The organism is Ruegeria sp. AH7 (genome assembly GCF_056541325.1).
Genome location: NZ_JBQFYF010000002.1, coordinates 181,263 through 199,035 on the forward strand (window position 1 = coordinate 181,263; position 17,773 = coordinate 199,035).

Annotated in this window: 21 protein-coding genes; 15 read left to right on the plus strand and 6 right to left on the minus strand. The window is 57.5% G+C overall.

Annotated features, from left to right (window positions below; translation table 11 throughout):
• The first annotated feature begins 1 nt into the window (after position 1).
• The 10 genes from cyoE to ACR0JX_RS05390 all read left to right on the plus strand — a co-directional run bounded on the left by cyoE (position 2) and on the right by ACR0JX_RS05390 (position 9,014).
• Positions 2-952 (plus strand): heme o synthase, encoded by a 951-nt coding sequence (gene cyoE, locus ACR0JX_RS05345; RefSeq protein WP_480542059.1) that lies wholly within the window; start codon positions 2-4, stop codon positions 950-952.
• A complete protein-coding gene (locus ACR0JX_RS05350; protein ID WP_170530980.1) occupies positions 949-1,110 on the plus strand; it encodes a hypothetical protein in 162 nt (53 codons plus the stop codon). The genes cyoE and ACR0JX_RS05350 overlap by 4 nt, the downstream gene beginning before the upstream one ends.
• Positions 1,110-1,685 (plus strand): cytochrome c oxidase assembly protein, encoded by a 576-nt coding sequence (locus ACR0JX_RS05355; RefSeq protein ID WP_480542061.1) that lies wholly within the window; start codon positions 1,110-1,112, stop codon positions 1,683-1,685. Before ACR0JX_RS05350 ends, ACR0JX_RS05355 begins: the two co-directional genes overlap by 1 nt.
• Before the next feature lie 22 nt (positions 1,686-1,707).
• Complete coding sequence (locus tag ACR0JX_RS05360) at positions 1,708-2,523, plus strand: cytochrome c oxidase subunit 3 (protein ID WP_170530976.1); 816 nt, start codon at positions 1,708-1,710, stop codon at positions 2,521-2,523.
• 155 nt (positions 2,524-2,678) lie between these two features.
• Positions 2,679-3,356: an SURF1 family protein gene (locus ACR0JX_RS05365; protein WP_480542063.1), complete on the plus strand. Its 678-nt coding sequence runs from the start codon at positions 2,679-2,681 to the stop codon at positions 3,354-3,356.
• Positions 3,353-4,741 carry a threonine synthase gene (gene thrC, locus ACR0JX_RS05370; RefSeq protein WP_480542065.1) on the plus strand — a complete coding sequence of 463 codons (1,389 nt, stop codon included), beginning with the start codon at positions 3,353-3,355 and terminating at the stop codon, positions 4,739-4,741. Before ACR0JX_RS05365 ends, thrC begins: the two co-directional genes overlap by 4 nt.
• Complete coding sequence (locus tag ACR0JX_RS05375) at positions 4,738-6,000, plus strand: M16 family metallopeptidase (RefSeq protein WP_480542067.1); 1,263 nt, start codon at positions 4,738-4,740, stop codon at positions 5,998-6,000. Before thrC ends, ACR0JX_RS05375 begins: the two co-directional genes overlap by 4 nt.
• Positions 6,000-6,584, plus strand: a complete 585-nt coding sequence (locus ACR0JX_RS05380; RefSeq protein ID WP_353013698.1) for a GNAT family N-acetyltransferase — start codon at positions 6,000-6,002, stop codon at positions 6,582-6,584. Before ACR0JX_RS05375 ends, ACR0JX_RS05380 begins: the two co-directional genes overlap by 1 nt.
• 157 nt (positions 6,585-6,741) lie before the next feature.
• Complete coding sequence (locus ACR0JX_RS05385) at positions 6,742-7,560, plus strand: MBL fold metallo-hydrolase (RefSeq protein WP_480542069.1); 819 nt, start codon at positions 6,742-6,744, stop codon at positions 7,558-7,560.
• Positions 7,561-7,598: 38 nt separating this feature from the next.
• A complete protein-coding gene (locus tag ACR0JX_RS05390) occupies positions 7,599-9,014 on the plus strand; it encodes an FAD-binding oxidoreductase (protein ID WP_480542070.1) in 1,416 nt (471 codons plus the stop codon).
• 39 nt (positions 9,015-9,053) lie between these two features.
• Here the strand turns inward: ACR0JX_RS05390 and ACR0JX_RS05395 are convergent, their stop codons facing one another.
• Positions 9,054-9,536: a fasciclin domain-containing protein gene (locus tag ACR0JX_RS05395; RefSeq protein ID WP_480542072.1), complete on the minus strand. Its 483-nt coding sequence runs from the start codon at positions 9,534-9,536 to the stop codon at positions 9,054-9,056.
• A 169-nt stretch (positions 9,537-9,705) separates the two neighbouring features.
• Positions 9,706-10,245: an adenine phosphoribosyltransferase gene (locus tag ACR0JX_RS05400; protein WP_480542074.1), complete on the minus strand. Its 540-nt coding sequence runs from the start codon at positions 10,243-10,245 to the stop codon at positions 9,706-9,708.
• 325 nt (positions 10,246-10,570) lie between these two features.
• Between ACR0JX_RS05400 and ACR0JX_RS05405 the strand changes: the two genes are divergently transcribed.
• Positions 10,571-10,744, plus strand: a complete 174-nt coding sequence (locus ACR0JX_RS05405; protein WP_170354960.1) for a hypothetical protein — start codon at positions 10,571-10,573, stop codon at positions 10,742-10,744.
• Between the two features lies 1 nt (position 10,745).
• Here ACR0JX_RS05405 and ACR0JX_RS05410 read toward each other — a convergent pair whose 3' ends face one another.
• Complete coding sequence (locus tag ACR0JX_RS05410) at positions 10,746-11,375, minus strand: LysE family translocator (RefSeq protein WP_480542076.1); 630 nt, start codon at positions 11,373-11,375, stop codon at positions 10,746-10,748.
• A gap of 285 nt (positions 11,376-11,660) precedes the next feature.
• Between ACR0JX_RS05410 and ACR0JX_RS05415 the strand changes: the two genes are divergently transcribed.
• Positions 11,661-12,347, plus strand: a complete 687-nt coding sequence (locus ACR0JX_RS05415) for a hypothetical protein (protein ID WP_480542078.1) — start codon at positions 11,661-11,663, stop codon at positions 12,345-12,347.
• 34 nt (positions 12,348-12,381) lie between these two features.
• Here ACR0JX_RS05415 and ACR0JX_RS05420 read toward each other — a convergent pair whose 3' ends face one another.
• Positions 12,382-13,254: an S-methyl-5'-thioadenosine phosphorylase gene (locus tag ACR0JX_RS05420; protein ID WP_480542080.1), complete on the minus strand. Its 873-nt coding sequence runs from the start codon at positions 13,252-13,254 to the stop codon at positions 12,382-12,384.
• Positions 13,255-13,468: 214 nt separating this feature from the next.
• Here ACR0JX_RS05420 and ACR0JX_RS05425 point away from each other — a divergent pair, with 214 nt between their 5' ends.
• On the plus strand, positions 13,469-15,103 hold the full coding sequence (locus ACR0JX_RS05425) for a SulP family inorganic anion transporter (RefSeq protein ID WP_480542082.1): 1,635 nt from the start codon (positions 13,469-13,471) through the stop codon (positions 15,101-15,103).
• Positions 15,104-15,136: 33 nt separating this feature from the next.
• Here the strand turns inward: ACR0JX_RS05425 and ACR0JX_RS05430 are convergent, their stop codons facing one another.
• On the minus strand, positions 15,137-15,775 hold the full coding sequence (locus tag ACR0JX_RS05430; protein ID WP_480542084.1) for a CatB-related O-acetyltransferase: 639 nt from the start codon (positions 15,773-15,775) through the stop codon (positions 15,137-15,139).
• Positions 15,775-16,380 (minus strand): flavin reductase family protein, encoded by a 606-nt coding sequence (locus ACR0JX_RS05435; protein ID WP_480542086.1) that lies wholly within the window; start codon positions 16,378-16,380, stop codon positions 15,775-15,777. The genes ACR0JX_RS05430 and ACR0JX_RS05435 overlap by 1 nt, the downstream gene beginning before the upstream one ends.
• 72 nt (positions 16,381-16,452) lie before the next feature.
• Between ACR0JX_RS05435 and ACR0JX_RS05440 the strand changes: the two genes are divergently transcribed.
• Both ACR0JX_RS05440 and ACR0JX_RS05445 read left to right on the plus strand, forming a co-directional pair.
• Positions 16,453-16,947, plus strand: a complete 495-nt coding sequence (locus ACR0JX_RS05440) for a GNAT family N-acetyltransferase (RefSeq protein WP_480542088.1) — start codon at positions 16,453-16,455, stop codon at positions 16,945-16,947.
• A 54-nt stretch (positions 16,948-17,001) separates the two neighbouring features.
• Positions 17,002-17,745: an EcsC family protein gene (locus tag ACR0JX_RS05445; RefSeq protein ID WP_480542090.1), complete on the plus strand. Its 744-nt coding sequence runs from the start codon at positions 17,002-17,004 to the stop codon at positions 17,743-17,745.
• Positions 17,746-17,773 lie beyond the last annotated feature (28 nt).

Below are 17,773 nucleotides of genomic sequence, written 5' to 3' on the forward strand. Positions count from 1 at the left end.
AATGACCGACGCAAGCATCAATGCCAGCATTGCGGCCGCAAAGGCGGACGAGGCCAGCTTTGGCGACTACTTCGCCTTGCTGAAGCCGCGTGTCATGTCGTTGGTTGTCTTCACGGCTCTGGTTGGTCTGCTGGCAGCGCCAACCCCCGTACATCCCTTTGTGGGCTTTTGTGCGATTCTGTTCATCGCCATCGGTGGCGGTGCCTCTGGTGCGCTGAACATGTGGTGGGACGCAGATATCGACCGCGTTATGAAGCGCACCAAGGGCCGCCCGATCCCGTCAGGAAAGGTGGATGCGGGTGAGGCGCTGGCGCTGGGCCTGACGTTGTCGGGCCTGTCGGTGATCATGCTGGGGCTTGCAACCAATTGGTTTGCAGGCGCGTTTCTGGCCTTCACCATCTTCTTCTATGTCGTCGTTTACACGATGTGGCTGAAACGCACGACGCCGCAGAATATCGTCATCGGCGGCGCTGCGGGCGCGTTCCCGCCAGTGATTGGCTGGGTTGCGGCGACAGGTACGATGTCGATTGAGCCCTGGCTGATGTTCGCCCTGACCTTCATGTGGACGCCTCCGCATTTCTGGGCGCTGGCGCTGTTCATGCGTTCGGACTATGACGATGCGGGCGTGCCGATGCTAACCGTGACCCATGGCCGTAAATCGACCCGTTGGCATATCCTGGCCTATACCGTTCTGCTGGCCCTGCTGGCTGTCGGCACCGCGTTTTCGGGCATCGGCGGGCCGATTTACCTGACGGTCGCCATCATCCTCAACGCGTTGTTCCTGCGCGGTGCCTGGCAGATTTCGCGGCGCACCGAAGATGATGCCGAGGCGGACAACTTCAAGGTTGAACGCTCTTTCTTCAAGCTGTCGCTGCTCTATCTGTTCCTTCACTTCGGCGCCATTCTGGTTGAGGCGCTTCTGAAGCCTTACGGTTTAGGAGGATGGTCATGAGTCTGCGCAAAAGCCACGAATTGCATCAGCGCCGTTTTGGCCGCAATCTTGGCGTCGGCCTGACGCTGGCAGCGTTTATCGTGATCATCTTCGGCCTGACGGTTGTGAAAGTATCCGGTACTGATTTCGGTATGGCCACGCAGGAGGTGCAGAACTGATGGCGATGTCTGGTCCACGGAAAACGGTTTTGCAAACCGTCGGGGTCGTTATCCTGATGGGCAGCCTAGCATGGGCGGCGGTGCCGTTCTACGATTGGTTCTGCCGCGTAACCGGTTTTGGTGGTACAACGGGTGTGGCTGAGGCCGCCCCTGATGACATTCTGGACCGCACGATCACTGTGCGCTTTGACGCCTCCAAAGCCAAGGGTATGGCTTGGGAGTTCAAGCCCATCGAACGTGAGATGGAAGTGCGCATCGGCGAGACAGGGCTGGCCTTCTACGAGGCCTACAATCCGACCGATCGCCCGATTGCCGGGCAGGCATCCTACAATGTCGCGCCCTATTCAGCAGGCGGGTATTTCCAGAAGATCGCTTGTTTCTGCTTTGAGGAACAGGTGCTGCAGCCCGGCGAACGGGTTGAGATGCCGGTAACCTTCTTCGTCGACCCTGAAATGGTCGAGGATCTGGAAGCAAAGTATGTGCATACGATCACTCTGTCGTATACATTCTACGAAATTGACCTGCCCGAGGGCTATGCAGCCCTGGACGCGCAGGCAGATACAAATACGAACTAACGCCTTTAGGTGAGGGACACTGATGGCACACGCAAAAGACCATGATTACCACATTCTGAACCCCTCAATCTGGCCGCTTGTCGGCGCGATTGGGGGCTTTGTGATGCTGTTCGGAGCCGTCCTGTGGATGCATGGCATCACGCCATGGATGTTCTGGGCCGGTTTGGTGGCTGTTCTGTACACCATGTTTGCCTGGTGGTCCGAAGTCGTGGTCGAAAGCCGTCAAGGCGATCACACGCCGGTCGTGCGCATCGGCCTGCGCTATGGCTTCATCCTGTTTGTGATGTCCGAGGTGATGTTCTTCTTTGCCTGGTTCTGGTCGTTCTTCAAGCATCGGATGTATCCGATGTATGACTATGCGGGCACCGAATACATCCAACCGGATATCCATGCGGTTGACCCGTTCCATCTGCCGCTGATCAACACTCTGGTCCTGCTGCTGTCCGGGTGTGCGATCACCTGGGCCCACCATGCGCTAGTGCATGACAATGACCGCAAGGCACTGATCAACGGTCTGGCCATCGGTATCGTTCTGGGCATCGCCTTTACCGCGTTGCAGGCGTTTGAATATTACGAGTTGCTGGCCCACGAAGACTGGGTCTTCGGCGGCGATCAGTTCTACTCGAACTTCTTCATGGCGACCGGTTTCCACGGCGCGCACGTGATCATCGGCACAATCTTCCTATCGGTCTGCCTGATCCGCGCACTCAAGGGCGACTTTACCCCCGAAAAACACGTGGGTTTCGAGGCTGCCGCCTGGTACTGGCACTTTGTTGACGTTGTCTGGCTGTTCCTGTTCTTCGCCGTCTACATCTGGGGCCAAGCTCCGCTGATGTGACGCCGGCCAGGTGATCCAATTGCAAAAGCCGCCCTTTGGGGCGGCTTTTTCTCTATCCGGGGCGCAAGATTGCGCCCCATACAATTGCGTGGTTGCATTTCGGTGCACGCGCCCCTTAACAAGACGCCGGTTCCTGCAATGAGCGATCATCCAATATGCGCCGTACTTTGTTTCTGCTGATCTTCGGTTTCGCTGGTTTGGGCGTGCTGTTGTCGCTGGGCATCTGGCAGGTGCAGCGCTTGGCCTGGAAACAGGAGGTGCTGGCTGAAATCGAAGCGCGCATTTCCGCAGCTCCGATTGGCTTGCCGTCGCAGATTTCCGAAAGCGAACACAAGTATCTGCCAGTTTCGGTTTCTGGGGAAATGCAGCCCGGCGAGATCCACGTTCTGGTCTCGGTCAAGCAGGTCGGGGCCGGGTATCGCATCATCCAGTCATTCAGCACCGAGGATCGGACCATTCTGGTGGACCGAGGGTTTGTACCCACGACGGCCAAACAGACCGACCGTTTGACCGGCCCTATGGAAGTGACAGGCAACCTGCATTGGCCCGATGAGATCGACAGCTATACGCCCGATGCCGATATCGACAGCAACATCTGGTTCGCTCGCGACGTGCCCAATCTGGCTGTCGCTCTGGGGGCCGAGCCGATCTTGCTGATCGCCCGGTCTCAGACCGATCCGGGCGTGACGCCGCTGCAGGTCGACACGGCCGGGATTCCTAATGATCACCTGCAATATGCAATCACATGGTTTGGACTGGCCCTCGTCTGGGCCGCGATGACCGGATACTTCCTGTGGCGCAATCGCGCACCTTCTGAGAGTGACCCGCAATGAAATACATCTCGACCCGTGGCCAAGCGCCGGAACTGAGCTTTGAAGAGGCGATGCTGACCGGGCTGGCCCGTGATGGTGGCCTGTACCTGCCCGCTGAAATCCCGACGCTCAGCCATGACGAGATCGCCGCCATGGCCGGTCTGTCCTACGAGGAGATCGCGTTCCGCGTGATGTGGCCCTATGTCAGCGGCTCCTTCGCAGAGGATGAGTTCAAACAGATCATCGCCCGCGCCTACGAAGGCTTCGGCCACGACGCCCGCGCGCCGCTAAAGCAGTTGAACGAAAACCACTTCCTGTTGGAGCTGTTCCACGGACCCACTCTGGCCTTCAAGGACTTCGCCATGCAGCTGATCGGTCAGCTGTTCCAGGTGGCCCTGAAACGCCGCAACGACCGTGTGACCATCGTTGGCGCGACCAGTGGCGATACCGGCTCGGCCGCGATTGAGGCATTCCGGGGGCTGGATGCGGTGGATGTTTTCATCCTCTATCCGCATGGACGGGTGTCTGAGGTGCAGCGCCGCCAGATGACGACGCCAGCGGACAGCAATGTCCACGCGCTCGCCGTGGATGGCGATTTTGACGATTGTCAGGCCGCATTGAAGGACATGTTCAATGATTTTGATTTCCGGGATGAGGTCAAACTGGCCGGAGTGAACTCGATCAACTTTGCCCGCGTTCTGGCACAGATCGTCTACTACTTCTCGGCCGCTGTCAGCCTTGGCGCGCCGCATCGCAAGGTCAGCTTCACCGTGCCAACCGGCAATTTCGGGGACATCTTTGCAGGCTATCTGGCCAAACGCATGGGTTTGCCGATCGACCGTTTGGTCGTGGCGACCAACCAGAACGACATTCTGCACCGCTGTCTGTCGGGTGAGGGATATTTCAAGGGTGAGACCATCCCATCGATCAGCCCGTCGATGGACATCCAGGTCAGCTCAAACTTCGAACGCGCGCTCTACCACGCCTATGGCGAGGATGGTAGCGCGGTCGCTCAGTTGATGGATGAGCTGAAAGCCGGTGGCTTCAACGTCAGCCAAGGCGCGATGGAGGCGCTGCGTGAGAGCTTTGATTCGGGGCGCGTGTCCGAAGATGAGACGCTTGGGACGATCAAACACACTCTGGCCCATAGTGCCGAGCTGGTCTGCCCGCATTCGGCCATCGGCATCAAAGTGGCCGAGGATCACCGCGCAGCGGATGTGCCGATGATCACTTTGGCCACCGCGCACCCCGCGAAATTTCCGGCGGCGGTCGAGAAGGCGAGCGGGGAACATCCGCCTCTTCCATCCCGCATGTCTGATCTGTATGAACGTCCGGAACGGGTGACGCGGATTGCCAATGATCTGGGTGCCCTCGAGGATCATATCAGAAGGCATATCGCTGAGTGACAGTCAGACAGGACCAGCTGAAGAACGGCTTTCGTATCGTCAGTGAACATATGCCGGGGCTGCAATCGGCGGCCATCGGCATCTGGGTAACCGCCGGCGGGCGGCATGAGCGGATCGAACAGAACGGGATCGCGCATTTCCTTGAGCATATGGCGTTTAAGGGAACCGAGCGGCGTTCTTCACTGCAAATCGCCGAGGCGATCGAAGATGTAGGTGGGTACATCAACGCCTATACCTCGCGCGAGGTGACGGCCTATTATGCGCGCGTTCTGAAGGACGATGTGGCGCTGGCGATGGATGTGATCGGTGACATTGTCCTGAACCCGGTTTTCGACCCGCGTGAGATCGAGGTTGAACGTGGCGTGATCCTGCAGGAAATCGGACAGGCCTATGACACGCCCGACGATGTGATTTTCGACTGGCTGCAGGAACAAAGCTATCACGATCAGCCACTGGGCCGTACCATCCTCGGTCCGTCGGAACGGGTGAGTTCCTTCTCGCGAGAGGACCTTTCAGGCTTCGTGGCCGAGCACTATGGTCCCGAACAAATGATCCTGTCTGCGGCAGGCGCCGTCGACCATGACGCGCTGATGAAAATGGCTGAAGAGATGTTCGGTCATCTGCAACCGCGCAAAGGTCTGATCCCCGAAGCCGCTCGGTTCACCGGCGGTGAGGCACGGCAGGAGAAAGAGCTAGAGCAGGCGCATTTTGCGTTGGCGCTGGAAAGCCCAGGCTATCGCGATGACGGGATCTATACCGCTCAGATCTATTCGACGGCGTTGGGCGGCGGTATGTCTTCGCGCCTGTTCCAGGAAGTGCGCGAGTCGCGCGGGCTTTGCTACACGATCTTTGCGCAGACCGGGGCCTATGCGGATACCGGCACGACCACGATTTACGCGGGTACGTCGGCAGATCAGGTCGCAGAGCTGGCAACGATCACAATAGACGAGATGAAGCGCGCGGCCGATGATATGAGCGAAGAAGAGGTCGCCCGCGCCCGTGCGCAGATGAAAGCCGGGATGCTGATGGGGCTGGAAAGCCCCTCGAACCGGGCTGAGCGTCTTGCGCGTCTGGTGCAGATCTGGGGGCGGGTGCCCTCGCTTGAGGATACTGTTGCCAAGATCGACGCGGTCAGCACCGAGGACGTGCGGGCCTTTGCCGAACAGATGGCAGCACGCGCGCCAGCCGCTTTGGCGTTGTATGGTCCTGTCTCTGGTGCGCCTTCACTGTCTGATCTGCAGGAGAGGCGTGCGGCGTGATGCTTTTGGGCAGACGCAAGCTGAAACTCGAAACCGAGCGGCTGAGCTTGCGACCGCCCGTGCATTCCGATTTCGGCACCTGGACTGCGTTGCGCCGGGCGTCGAAAGATTATCTCACGCCGTGGGAGCCGATTTGGGCTAAGGACCACCTGAGCCGGAAGTCCTTTACTAACCGGGTCTATTGGGCCCAGCGGTCTGTGGCCAGTGGCACTGCAATCCCGCTGTTTTTGTTTCGACGCGAAGATGATGTGCTGGTGGGTGCGATCACGCTGGACAATATTCGGCGCGGCCCTGCGCAGGCTGGCACGTTGGGCTATTGGACAGGTCAGGCCTTTGCGCGCAACGGGTATATGCGCGAAGCGATTGGCGCGATGGTGCACCACGCTTTCACGCGGCTGGATCTGAGCCGGATTGAAGCGGCTTGCCTGCCCGAGAATGCAGCCTCTCGGGGATTGTTGGAAAGTTCCGGGTTCAAATATGAAGGCGTTGCGCAATCGTATTTGCAGATCAATGGCCGGTGGCGGACGCATGTGTTGTATGCCAGCTTACGATCAGACCGGCGCGGCAAGACCGACGCGGGGTAGGGGCTCTGCCCCCGTCGCGGCAAGCCGCGCCTCCCCCGGGATATTTTTGGCCAGATGAAGCAGGGGATCGATGGCGCGGAGCCGGTGGTGTTTCGTGAGGGTGGGACCGCGCTGCAAAAAGGCATGACTTGGTGGCGTTCTGCGCTACAGTTGGAACATGCGCTGGTTTGTTGCGGCATTGATGGTAATTTCAGGCGGGGCGGTTGCGCAGGAACGGCGGCCAAGCCATTGCATCGCCATCGCTGATGCGGCACCTGGAATTGAATATATTTACAAGGCCGCCTGGCAGGACCCTGTGCCGGAGTATTCGGTGCGGATCAGCTATGTGGCGCATGCGTCGTTTTTGATCCAAACGCGAGGCGGCTTGAACGCTGTCACCGACTTCACTGGTTTCATCGGTGGCGCCGATCTGATCCCGGACGTCGTCACAATGAACCATGCGCATAGCACGCATTGGACGGCAAACCCTGATCCTGCAATCCCGCATGTCCTGCCGGGATGGGGGGAATTTGGTCAGGGCATTGATCATCACCTTGATCTGGGTGAATTGCTTGTGCGGAATGTTTCTACCGATATTCGGTCTGCCTATGGCGGGGTTGAAGAGCGGGGGAATTCTATCTTTGTATTCGAAGTCGAGGGCCTTTGCATCGGCCATTTGGGGCATCTGCACCATGTACCATCAGACGCGCAATTTGCGGCCCTTGGGCGGCTGGATGTGGTCATGGCTGCCGTGGATGGGGGCACGACCATGCCTTTGCCGGATATGATTGCGGTTCTGAAGCGGCTGGAAAGCTCGGTCATCATTCCTATGCATTGGTTTTCCGGTTTTTCACTGGATCGGTTCCTGGTGGATATCCGGGATGATTTCCCGGTTGTGCGCGAGGGCGTATCGGAGATCACCGTCTCGCTGCGCACGTTGCCGGATCGGCCAACCGTTGTGGTGCTTGAACCGGAATATCTGATTGATCTGGAATAAGGCTTGTGGGTGCTGCGCACCTTGGGCAAGTAGAACCTATGACCCTGAACTCCGCCGATGACCGAATTGCCGACCTGATCCGGGCCTCTGTAGGCATTGATGTGCTGCGCCCGATCGAAGAGCGGTATCTGGAAGAACCGCGCGGTCGATTTGCCGGGCAGGCGGGGCTGCTGGCGTTACCGCGCACGGTTGAGGAGGTATCGGCGCTTGTCCGCTTGGCGTTTGACGAGGCAGTTGCCGTTCTGCCTTATGGTGGCGGCACAGGTTTGGTTGGCGGGCAGGTGATGAGCGATGGTCCAGCGCCGCTGTTGATATCGTTGGAGCGCATGACCGCGATCCGAGAGGTCTATCCTAAGGAAAATGTCATGATCGTCGAAGCAGGTGCCATTTTGTCGGATGTTCAGGCCGAGGCTGAGGCGGTGGAACGGTTGTTTCCCTTATCGCTGGCCGCGCAGGGCTCTTGCCGGATTGGTGGCAATCTTGCGACCAACGCCGGTGGTGTCAATGTGCTGCGCTATGGGAACGCCCGCGATCTGTGTCTTGGTCTTGAAGCCGTATTGCCAAGTGGGGAGATCTGGCATGGTCTTAGCCGATTGCGGAAGGACAATACCGGTTATGATCTGCGCAACCTTCTGATCGGGTCCGAAGGAACGTTGGGGATCATTACGGCGGCGTCACTGAAGCTGTATCCGCAACCCGCGGCAACTGGGACGGCGATGTTTCAGGTGGCCTCTCCCGCGGCTGCGATTGACTTGCTCGCCGTAGCGCGGGATCAGGTGGGCGAGGTGGTCAGCACATTCGAACTGGTCCATCGGCAGGGGTTTGACTTTCTGGCAGAGGTTTTGCCGGATGTACGCCAGCCCTTTGAAACCGCGCCGGATTGGTCGGTTTTGATCGAATTGGGGCTGCCGAAGGGGCAGGATCCCATTGAGGCGCTGGAAGCCTTGTTCAGTACCGCAAACGCAAGGGGTTTGGTCGATGACGGGGTGGTGGCGCAAAGCGAAACTCAGCGCCAGGAGCTTTGGGCTGTTCGTGAACGTATTCCCGAAGCCAATCGCCTGATTGGGTCAGTGTCCAGCCATGACATTTCTGTGCCGATCTCGGCAATCCCTGAGTTCATCCAGCACGGAGCCGAGATCATCAACGCATTGGGCCCATTCCGCATCAATTGTTTTGGTCATCTGGGGGATGGCAATCTACATTACAACGTGTTTCCTCCCAAGGGACAAAACCGTTCGGACTTTGCAGAAGATCGCATGGTGATCAAACAGGCCGTTCACGAGCTCGTCCAAGCGTTTGAGGGCTCGGTGAGTGCAGAACATGGCGTCGGGCGGTTGAAGACGGATGATCTGGAACGATTTTCCGATCCAGCCAAATTGTCTGCAATGCGTACGATCAAGGCAGCCATGGACCCTAAAGGGATCATGAACCCGGGCGCGGTTCTCAAGGCATGATCACGGCCCAGGTATGAACGGGCCGTGATCCAAAGTCGCTTACGACGCCGGCAGGATCACCTTGTCGATGACGTGGATGACGCCGTTTGACGTTTCAATGTCGGCCTGAACCACATTTGCGTCATTGACCATCACGCCCGAATCCAGATCGATGGTGATATCGCCGCCTTGAACGGTGGCTGCGGTCATGTCGTCAGACAGATCGCCGGACATCACTTTGCCCGGTACAACGTGATAGGTTAGAACTGCCACCAGTTGGTCTTTGTTTTCCGGCTTCAGCAGGTCGGCAACCGTGCCCTCGGGCAGGGCCGCAAAGGCCTCGTCTGTAGGGGCAAACACGGTGAACGGGCCTTCGCCTTTCAGCGTTTCAACCAGTTCGGCGGCTTGCACAGCAGCAACGAGTGTTTCAAAGCTGCCAGCGGCGACAGCGGTGTCCACGATGTCTTTGCCGTGGCCATCGGCCATGGCCGAGGTGCTGAAAAGGATTGTTGCAACACTTGCGGCGGCGAATTTGCGGAACATAACGTAGTCTCCCTAAATTGGGATGCTCTCAGTAGCATCACACGGGATACGGTCAGCTAAGGAAAAAGATCACAGCAAACGTGCAAAGAATTGGCTTGAAAACTGCCTTACCCGGGCTAAGCCCGCGCCATTTCAAATTTCCACTCAAAAATAAGTGATTTCTTTCGGGTCAGAGCCCTTCGAACTCACACAGAACATGCACATCCATTCCCATCTCTTCCAGCACTTTCCGACCGCCAAGTTCGGGCAGGTCGATAATGAAAGAGCACGAGACGATCTCGCCCCCCAACCGTTCGACCAACTTGATTCCGGCAGCAGCGGTGCCGCCGGTAGCCAGCAGATCGTCGACGACTAGGATTTTCTCACCCGGTTGGATGGCATCATCGTGAATTTCGACGATGGCCTCGCCGTATTCCAGCTTGTAGTCCTGACTGATTGTGGTGCCAGGCAGCTTGCCCTTTTTGCGAATGGGCACAAATCCAACGCTCAGCTGATGCGCAATTGCGCCGCCCAAAATGAACCCTCGCGCTTCAAGCCCGACGACTTTATCAATGCGCTCACCTGCGTAAGGGTGCAGCATTTGGTCGATGGCCATGCGAAAGCCACGTGGGTCGGCAAACAGGGTCGTCACATCGCGGAACATGATCCCTTCATGCGGGAAATCGACGATGGTCCGGATGTAATCTTTGACCGTTTTGGTTCTGGACATGAGGCAACTCTTTGGCGACAAAACACCCGGCGGTGTTTGGCCTATCAGGGCTAACCATGCAAGAAAAGACTGCGCGATTGTGCCTATTTGCGGCTTTTAGGAACGGCGTTTGGCAGGCTGTAGTAGCGGTACAAAGCAGCCGGCAGCCACGACAGGTGTGGTTTGCGCCAATTGCGCTGATCTCGCAAAAGAAATGCTTGGGCGGTATGAAGGTTCATTGCCATAATCCTTTTTTTATTGTTAGGTGCACGATATCTACAACCTCTATGCTGTGTATATACATTGCATCGCGTAGAGAATCAAGGTTTTGACGGGAATAAGACGCGTGGCGAAGAAAGACGGTAAAGGTTCTACTAAGAAAAACAGTCAGTTAGTGTTGCGTCTGGATAAGGATGAACGCGATGCGTTTGTTGAACTGTGCAAAGAGCTAGACACCTCGGCCGCACGCGAAATTCGCCGCTTCATTCGCGGTTTCATGAAAGAAAACGCCGAAGACTAGCCTAGGCTGGGCGGCGCAAGACAGCGGTCGCCAGCCCCATTCCGATCAACGCGACCCCTCCGAATCGTGTCAGAGCGGTGATCACACCTGCGCGTCCGACCATCATCCGCAACCGATCTGCCAGCAAGGCATAGGCCAGTGCATTCAGCGCGGCGAGACTGACGAATGTGGCGATCAGGATGACAAACTGAGGACCCAGCGGGTCTGTGGGGCGTATGAATTGTGGGACAAAAGCGATGAAGAAGGCGATGGATTTCGGGTTCAGGGCCGTTACCGCAGCGGCATGTCCAAAAACGCTGCGCGCAGTGACATCGCGGCCCGTTTCCATCGGGGCCAACCCGCTGGACGGCGCGCTGCGCAGCAGCTTGATACCAAGCCAAACCAGATAGGCTGCGCCGATCCACTTCAGAATGGAAAAGAGCGTGGCCGACGCCAGTACCAAAGCGCCCAAGCCCAACAGCGATGCTGTCATGGCAATCAAATCGCCCAAAGCGACCCCGGTCGCCGAAGCCACCGCCACGCTGCGCCCTTTGGACAGAGCGTAGCTGAGCACAAGCAGCACGGTCGGTCCTGGAATAAGAAGCAGGGCGGTGGATGCGGCAACGAAAGCCAGCCAGAGGTCTAGGGACATGTATCAACCTATTTCTGAAAGCAATGGCATCAGCTAGGGCTCTACTAGCCCCAAAGTCAACCTGAAGAACCCCGCCAAACCAAGCCAGGTTTGGGCAAGATTCGCCTATTGTCTACACATATGCTAAAATAGCCTCCTATTTTAAGGTGGAGATTTTAGTATGAAACGTTTTGCAGTGGGGCTTTTGCTCCTGACTTTGTTTGTTCCAGAACATGTTGCTGCCGATGGCTGTCCCGAGGGATACTCGGACTGCGGCGGTAATTTATGCTGCCCCACGGTGCAGCCATGAAACTGTCAACTATACTTGAAACCCTACGCAAGCGCGCGGTCTACTTGGTGGTTATGGCGGGAATAATCGCGGTGTTTTCGTTCTGCGCACCCTTGATCCTTGACGCGGATGAGGCTGACTTGCGCTATGATCGGAACAGTATCCCGGCCAATTGGCTGGGCAGCCCAAAACCGGGTGATGCATATGCGTTTGATCACTCGACAGGAGAATTTGCGTCGATCAAGCTGTGCACGTTGCATATGGCGGATGACTACCCGATCGCACCGGTCAGTTTTGCTGGCATCAACGAATGGGGAAAAGGCCTGAATGATGCGATTTCGCAAGTTGGACAGTTTGTTGGCGAGAAGATTCTGGCTGGCATGAACCTGGAGGACGCAGATGTCGTCTGGGAGTTCAACAAGATCTATCGCAGCGATGAGTTGAATTCAAAGCTGGAACGCAGTTGTCTGGCCCGCGTGATCGAGCATGTGCGGATGCCGGATCAGTCTGTGTTCATCGTAGATATGGTCTATTTTGATCGGGACACTCCGGATCAGCCCGCACTTGTGCAATTGTCACGCTCCAGCATTATCCCAAAGGATTGCGGTGCGCTGTGTGTTAAGACTGCGCCCAAACATCAGGTGCTTAGAATCAGCTGGTTGACGCGAAAGAAAGCCGATTGGGAATTGGTGCGCATCGAATAGCCAGGCTGGCGTGATCGAAACGGTTATTGATAGCCTAAAGAACCCGGCCTGCCACCGCATCCAACTTGGACAGCAAGGCAGGATCACGCTTCTCTGGGGCCGTCAGGATCGCATATTCCAGCGCCCTGTCGCAGCCATGCGGGCAGGGCGCGCGCTCAGCCCCTAGCAAAGTGGGCAAGCCTTTGACCAGCGCCCGGCCTTTCTCGGCATTGCCGGTCAGGGTTTCGATGATCGAGGTGACATCCACCTCGCCGTGGTCCGGATGCCAGCTATCATAGTCCGTCACCATCGCAATCGAGGCATAACAAAGCTCGGCCTCACGGGCGAGTTTCGCCTCGGGCATATTGGTCATTCCAATCACATCACAACCCCATTGCTCGCGATACATCTTGGATTCGGCAAGGGTTGAGAACTGGGGCCCCTCCATAGCTAAATAAGTACCGCCGCGATGGATGGTGATGCCTGCGGCCTTGCCAGCTGTCTCACACGCATCGCTTAGCCGTGGGCAGGTCGGATGGGCAACGCTGACATGGGCAACGCAGCCTGTGCCAAAAAAACTTTTATCACGCGCAAAGGTCCGGTCGATGAACTGATCGACGATCACGAAATCTCCAGGTGCCATGTGTTCCCGAAAAGAGCCGCAGGCCGAGACCGAGATGACATCAGTCACCTTTAGACGCTTCAGCGCGTCGATATTCGCACGATAGGGCACCTCGGTTGGCGAATGCACGTGCCCACGTCCGTGACGAGGCAGAAAGGCCATCTCGACGCCGTTCAGCGATCCGGTAAGGATCTGATCCGAGGCGGCACCCCAAGGGGTATCAACCGTGACCCATTCTGCATTTTCCAGCCCATCGATGTCATAAATGCCCGATCCTCCGATGACGGCGATTTTGGTTTGGGTCACGTTCGGCCTCCGATGCGAATTTCTGATACCCGATTTCTGCGGGGCGGCGCGCGAATTGGCAAGTGCAGTCAACTGTTTGTGTGCAACACCGGGCAAACCTTACCAAGCCATGCATCTAGCGCATAGCGGGTTCCCGATAATGCGGTATCTCAGCCGGGGCTTACCCGGTAGAAGGCCCCTTTCGCGCGAACATAACGACCCACAGGACCGTCCCATGCCCCGAGCCATGCTGGCAAGCTTTGCCAACCGTATAGCCAAACCCGATCTGCGTTGGGTACCGGATGAGGGGTTGACCGTCTCGCGCCTGCGGATCGAGCTGTTGTCAGGTCTGACCGTTGCGCTGGCGTTGGTTCCGGAAGCCGTAGCTTTTGCGTTTGTTGCAGGCGTTCATCCGCTTGTGGGCCTCTACGCGGCCTTCCTAGTCGGTCTGATCACCGCCCTGATCGGTGGCCGCCCCGGTATGATTTCGGGTGCAACGGGCGCTTTGGCCGTGGTCATGGTGGCCTTGGTGGCGCAGCATGGGGTGGAATATCTGTTCGCGACCGTTGTTCTGATGGGCATCTTACAGGTCATCGCAGGTGCGATGCACTGGGGCCGCTTCATTCGCCTTGTGCCCCACCCGGTGATGTTGGGCTTTGTGAACGGTCTGGCCATCGTGATCTTTTTGGCCCAGATGGGTCAGTTCAAAGTACCCGGCACCATGGAAAACACCGGCCACGGTATGAGTGGCGGTGAATGGCTTTCGGGGCTTCAGCTCTACACCATGCTGGGTCTTGTGGCGCTGACCATGGCGGTGATCTGGGTGATGCCGCGCATCACGCGCATCATTCCTGCGCCTCTGGCCGGTATTCTGGTCGTTGCGGCGCTTGTGATCGGTTTGGGTCTGGATGTTCCGCGCGTTGGCGATTTAGCGTCAATCGAGGGTGGCCTGCCCGCTTTCCACATTCCGATGGTTCCGCTGAACTGGGACACCTTTGAGATCATTCTACCCTACGCTGTTATTCTGGCAGCCATCGGCTTGATCGAATCCCTGCTGACCCTGAACCTCGTTGGCGAGATCACCGGCAAACGCGGTGGAGCCTCGCAGGAATGCATCGCACAAGGCGCGTCGAATATCGTAACTGGTTTTTTTGGCGGCATGGGCGGCTGCGCGATGATCGGGCAGTCGATGATCAACGTAAAATCCGGTGGTCGCACGCGGATTGCAGGGATCGCTGCGGCTTTGTTCCTGCTGATCTTTATCCTATTTGCCTCGCCTTTGATCGAACAAATCCCGCTGGCCGCACTGGTTGGCGTGATGTTCATGGTGGTGATTGGCACCTTCGCCTGGAACTCGTTCAAGATCATGCGGAAGGTGCCGTTGACGGATGCCTTCGTCATCGTGCTGGTGACGGTTGTGACAGTGATGGAAGACCTCGCCGTAGCAGTGGTTGTCGGTGTAATCGTCTCGGCACTGGCCTATGCGTGGAACAACGCCAAGCGCATCCATGCTGTCACTCGCGACTCGGAGACTGAAAAAGGGGCCAAGGTTTATGAAATCCAAGGCCCGCTGTTTTTCGGATCGTCTGACGGTTTTGTAGAACTGTTCGATGTGTCAAACGACCCAGACACCGTGATTGTGGATTTCGCCGAGAGCCGGGTTGTGGATCAATCGGCTTTGCAAGCCATCGAAAACATCGCTGGCAAGTACGAGGCTGCAGGCAAATGCGTCATGCTGCGCCATCTCAGCCGTGACTGCCACAGGCTGCTCAATAAGGCCGGTCACCTGATGGTCGATAGCGACGATGACCCGGATTATGGTCTGGCCGTGGATTACTCTGTCCGCACCGGAATTCTGGGCGGACACTGATCCTAAAAGGCGGCCACAATGGCCGCCTTTTTCTTAACGAACGATACGTTCCAAGGCATCAACATCGCCTGAAATCAGCGCATCTTCGGCGCGCTTGATCTGTTCGGCGGGCCAATTCCACCACTCCAAGGCAAGCAACCGCTCGATGATGTCGGACGGAAACCTAAACTTCCGAACCTCGGCAGGGTTACCCGTTGCGATGCCATATGGCGGGATCGTGCCGCGCACCACCGATCCGGCACCAATGATCGCCCCGTCCCCTATCCTCGCGCCCGGCAGGATCAGGGCACCGTAACCGATCCAGACATCATTGCCGATTACGGTGTCTCGCGTGTCTGGCTGATACTCCAACAGCTTCTCGGGATCAAAAACCGGGAAGGGATAGCACGTCACCCCATCCATCGCATGGTTGGCAGATGACGTTATGAATCGAACACCGTGGGCGAACTGACAGAACTTACCAATCACGAGGCGTTCGCGGGAAAATGGAAACAGAAACGGAGCCAGGCGAGCGGCCCAATCCGTTGGCGTGTCGAAATCCGAGGCATAGCTGTAGTCACCTGCTTCAATGCAAGGATGATCGATAGCCTGGTTCAGGAACACAGTACCCGGATGCTCGGTTCCATTGGGCAGGGTCACCGGGTATCGGCGTAAGGCGTGGGGCAGGGGCATTATTCATCGGGCCTAGATAGGCTGAACACTTCGGACACCACGGAATAGTCGCGGTATCCAAGTCGTGCCAGGGGTTGAAACGAGGTCACGTCGAACTTGCCATCCTTCATACAGTCATCGCGTAAATGCACGCCGATAACCTCGCCGAAAACAACTCGGTTTGCTTCGCCTGGTAGGGTGACGATCTGGGTCAGATTGCACTCGAGCGCAGCCGGAGCATTGGCGACTCGCGCGCAGGGAATGGTCTGGCATTCAACGGGCGTCAGGCCTGCATGGTGAAACTCATCCGTGTCCTTCGGCAGTGCGGCTGAGCTTGCGTTCATGGCATCCTGATGGGCCTGAGCCACAATGTTCACGCAGAACACACCGGTTGCTTCGATATTAGCAACGCTGTCTTTGGTTCCATCCTGATCCGGCTTAGACGCCGTCGAGGCGAACATGACCTGCGGCGGGTTATAGGCGACAGCGTTGAAGAAGGAGTAAGGGGCCAGATTGTTGATCCCATCAGCACTGCGCGTTGATATCCACCCGATCGGGCGAGGGGTGACGATGGCGTTAAATGGATTATGCGGCAGTCCGTGGCCGTCTTCGGGGCGATAGAACATATGGTCTCCAAGCGTTTGCCCAAGGCGTATCGAAGTGCTAGGGCGAATGCCAGCAAGGAAAAGAGGGCAGGCGTGCAGCAATTCGGGATCAGGCCGGAAGAGCCGGACGATTGGTGGGAGGTTGAAGCCCTTTATGACCTGTGCTTTGCACCGGGGCGCGAAGCGCTGTCTTCCTATCGCTTGCGCGACGATGTCCCGCCTGTTTCCGGGCTCTCTATGGTCGCGCGCGATGGGCAAGGCATTCTAGCGGGTGCGATCCGGTTCTGGCCGGTCCATGTCGGCACAGAAGATGCGCTGCTATTGGGGCCAGTCGCGGTACACCCCACGCGCCAAGGTGAAGGTTTGGGCGGGTATCTAATCCACGCCGGTCTCGAGGCCGGGCGCGATCTGGGATGGCAGCGCGTCATGCTGGTAGGTGACGAGCCTTATTACTCTCGCTTCGGCTTCGCCCGGTTGAGAGGTGTCGAGATGCCACCTCCAACGAATCCGGATCGTATTCTGGGGCTGGATTTGACACCCGATGGATGGGCCGATGTGACCGGTCCTGTCACAAGATGGACACGCTGACCTATTGAAACTCTGACTACAAACTCCGATCTGTTCAAAGAACGGAGGGATCAGATGCAGGACGTGGTTCTTGTCGAAGACATAGATGCCGAGGCAGAGCTGGACCGCTTGGCGCAACACTATAGAACTGCGGGCGGTGCCGGGGTTCGACTACTGAATGCATTGGGTGGATCGGCTGAATCCCTGATTGACCAATTGCCTCAACCCGTACGTCAAGGCCTGACCGGAGCGACCGAGAGCGCTCTATGGCTAGCCATTCAGGCAGCGCAAGGCTCAAGGCGCGCTGTACCGGATCAGGAGCCATGGGTGAACACGGCTGTCACAACCGCGATGGGCGCGGCAGGTGGTATTGGCGGCCTATCGACGTCATTGGTTGAACTGCCGGCAACCACTGCGATGCTGTTGCGCTCAATTCAGGGTGCGGCCGCGCGCGAAGGCTTTGACCCGGCTGAGGAAAACGTCAAATTCGATTGCGTTCGCGTTTTGTCGGCTGCAGGCCCATTGTCATATGATGATGGGGCTGATCTGGGGTTCTTTTCCGTGCGCCTGACGCTGACCGGACCAGCTATGCAGCGCCTGATCGCAGCCGTTGCGCCGCGGCTATCGATCGTTCTGGGGCAAAAACTTGCAGCGCAGTCTGTGCCGGTGCTGGGGGCACTCGCAGGTGGCGGAACAAACTATATCTACACCCGCTACTATCAGCAGATCGCGCATGTTCATTTTGGTCTGCGCCGATTGGCGATTGATGCCGATATTCCGCACGATCAACTGGTTCGGATGCTGTCGTCCAGGATGTAGCCTGAGACCAGCAACCTTGGCTTGAACC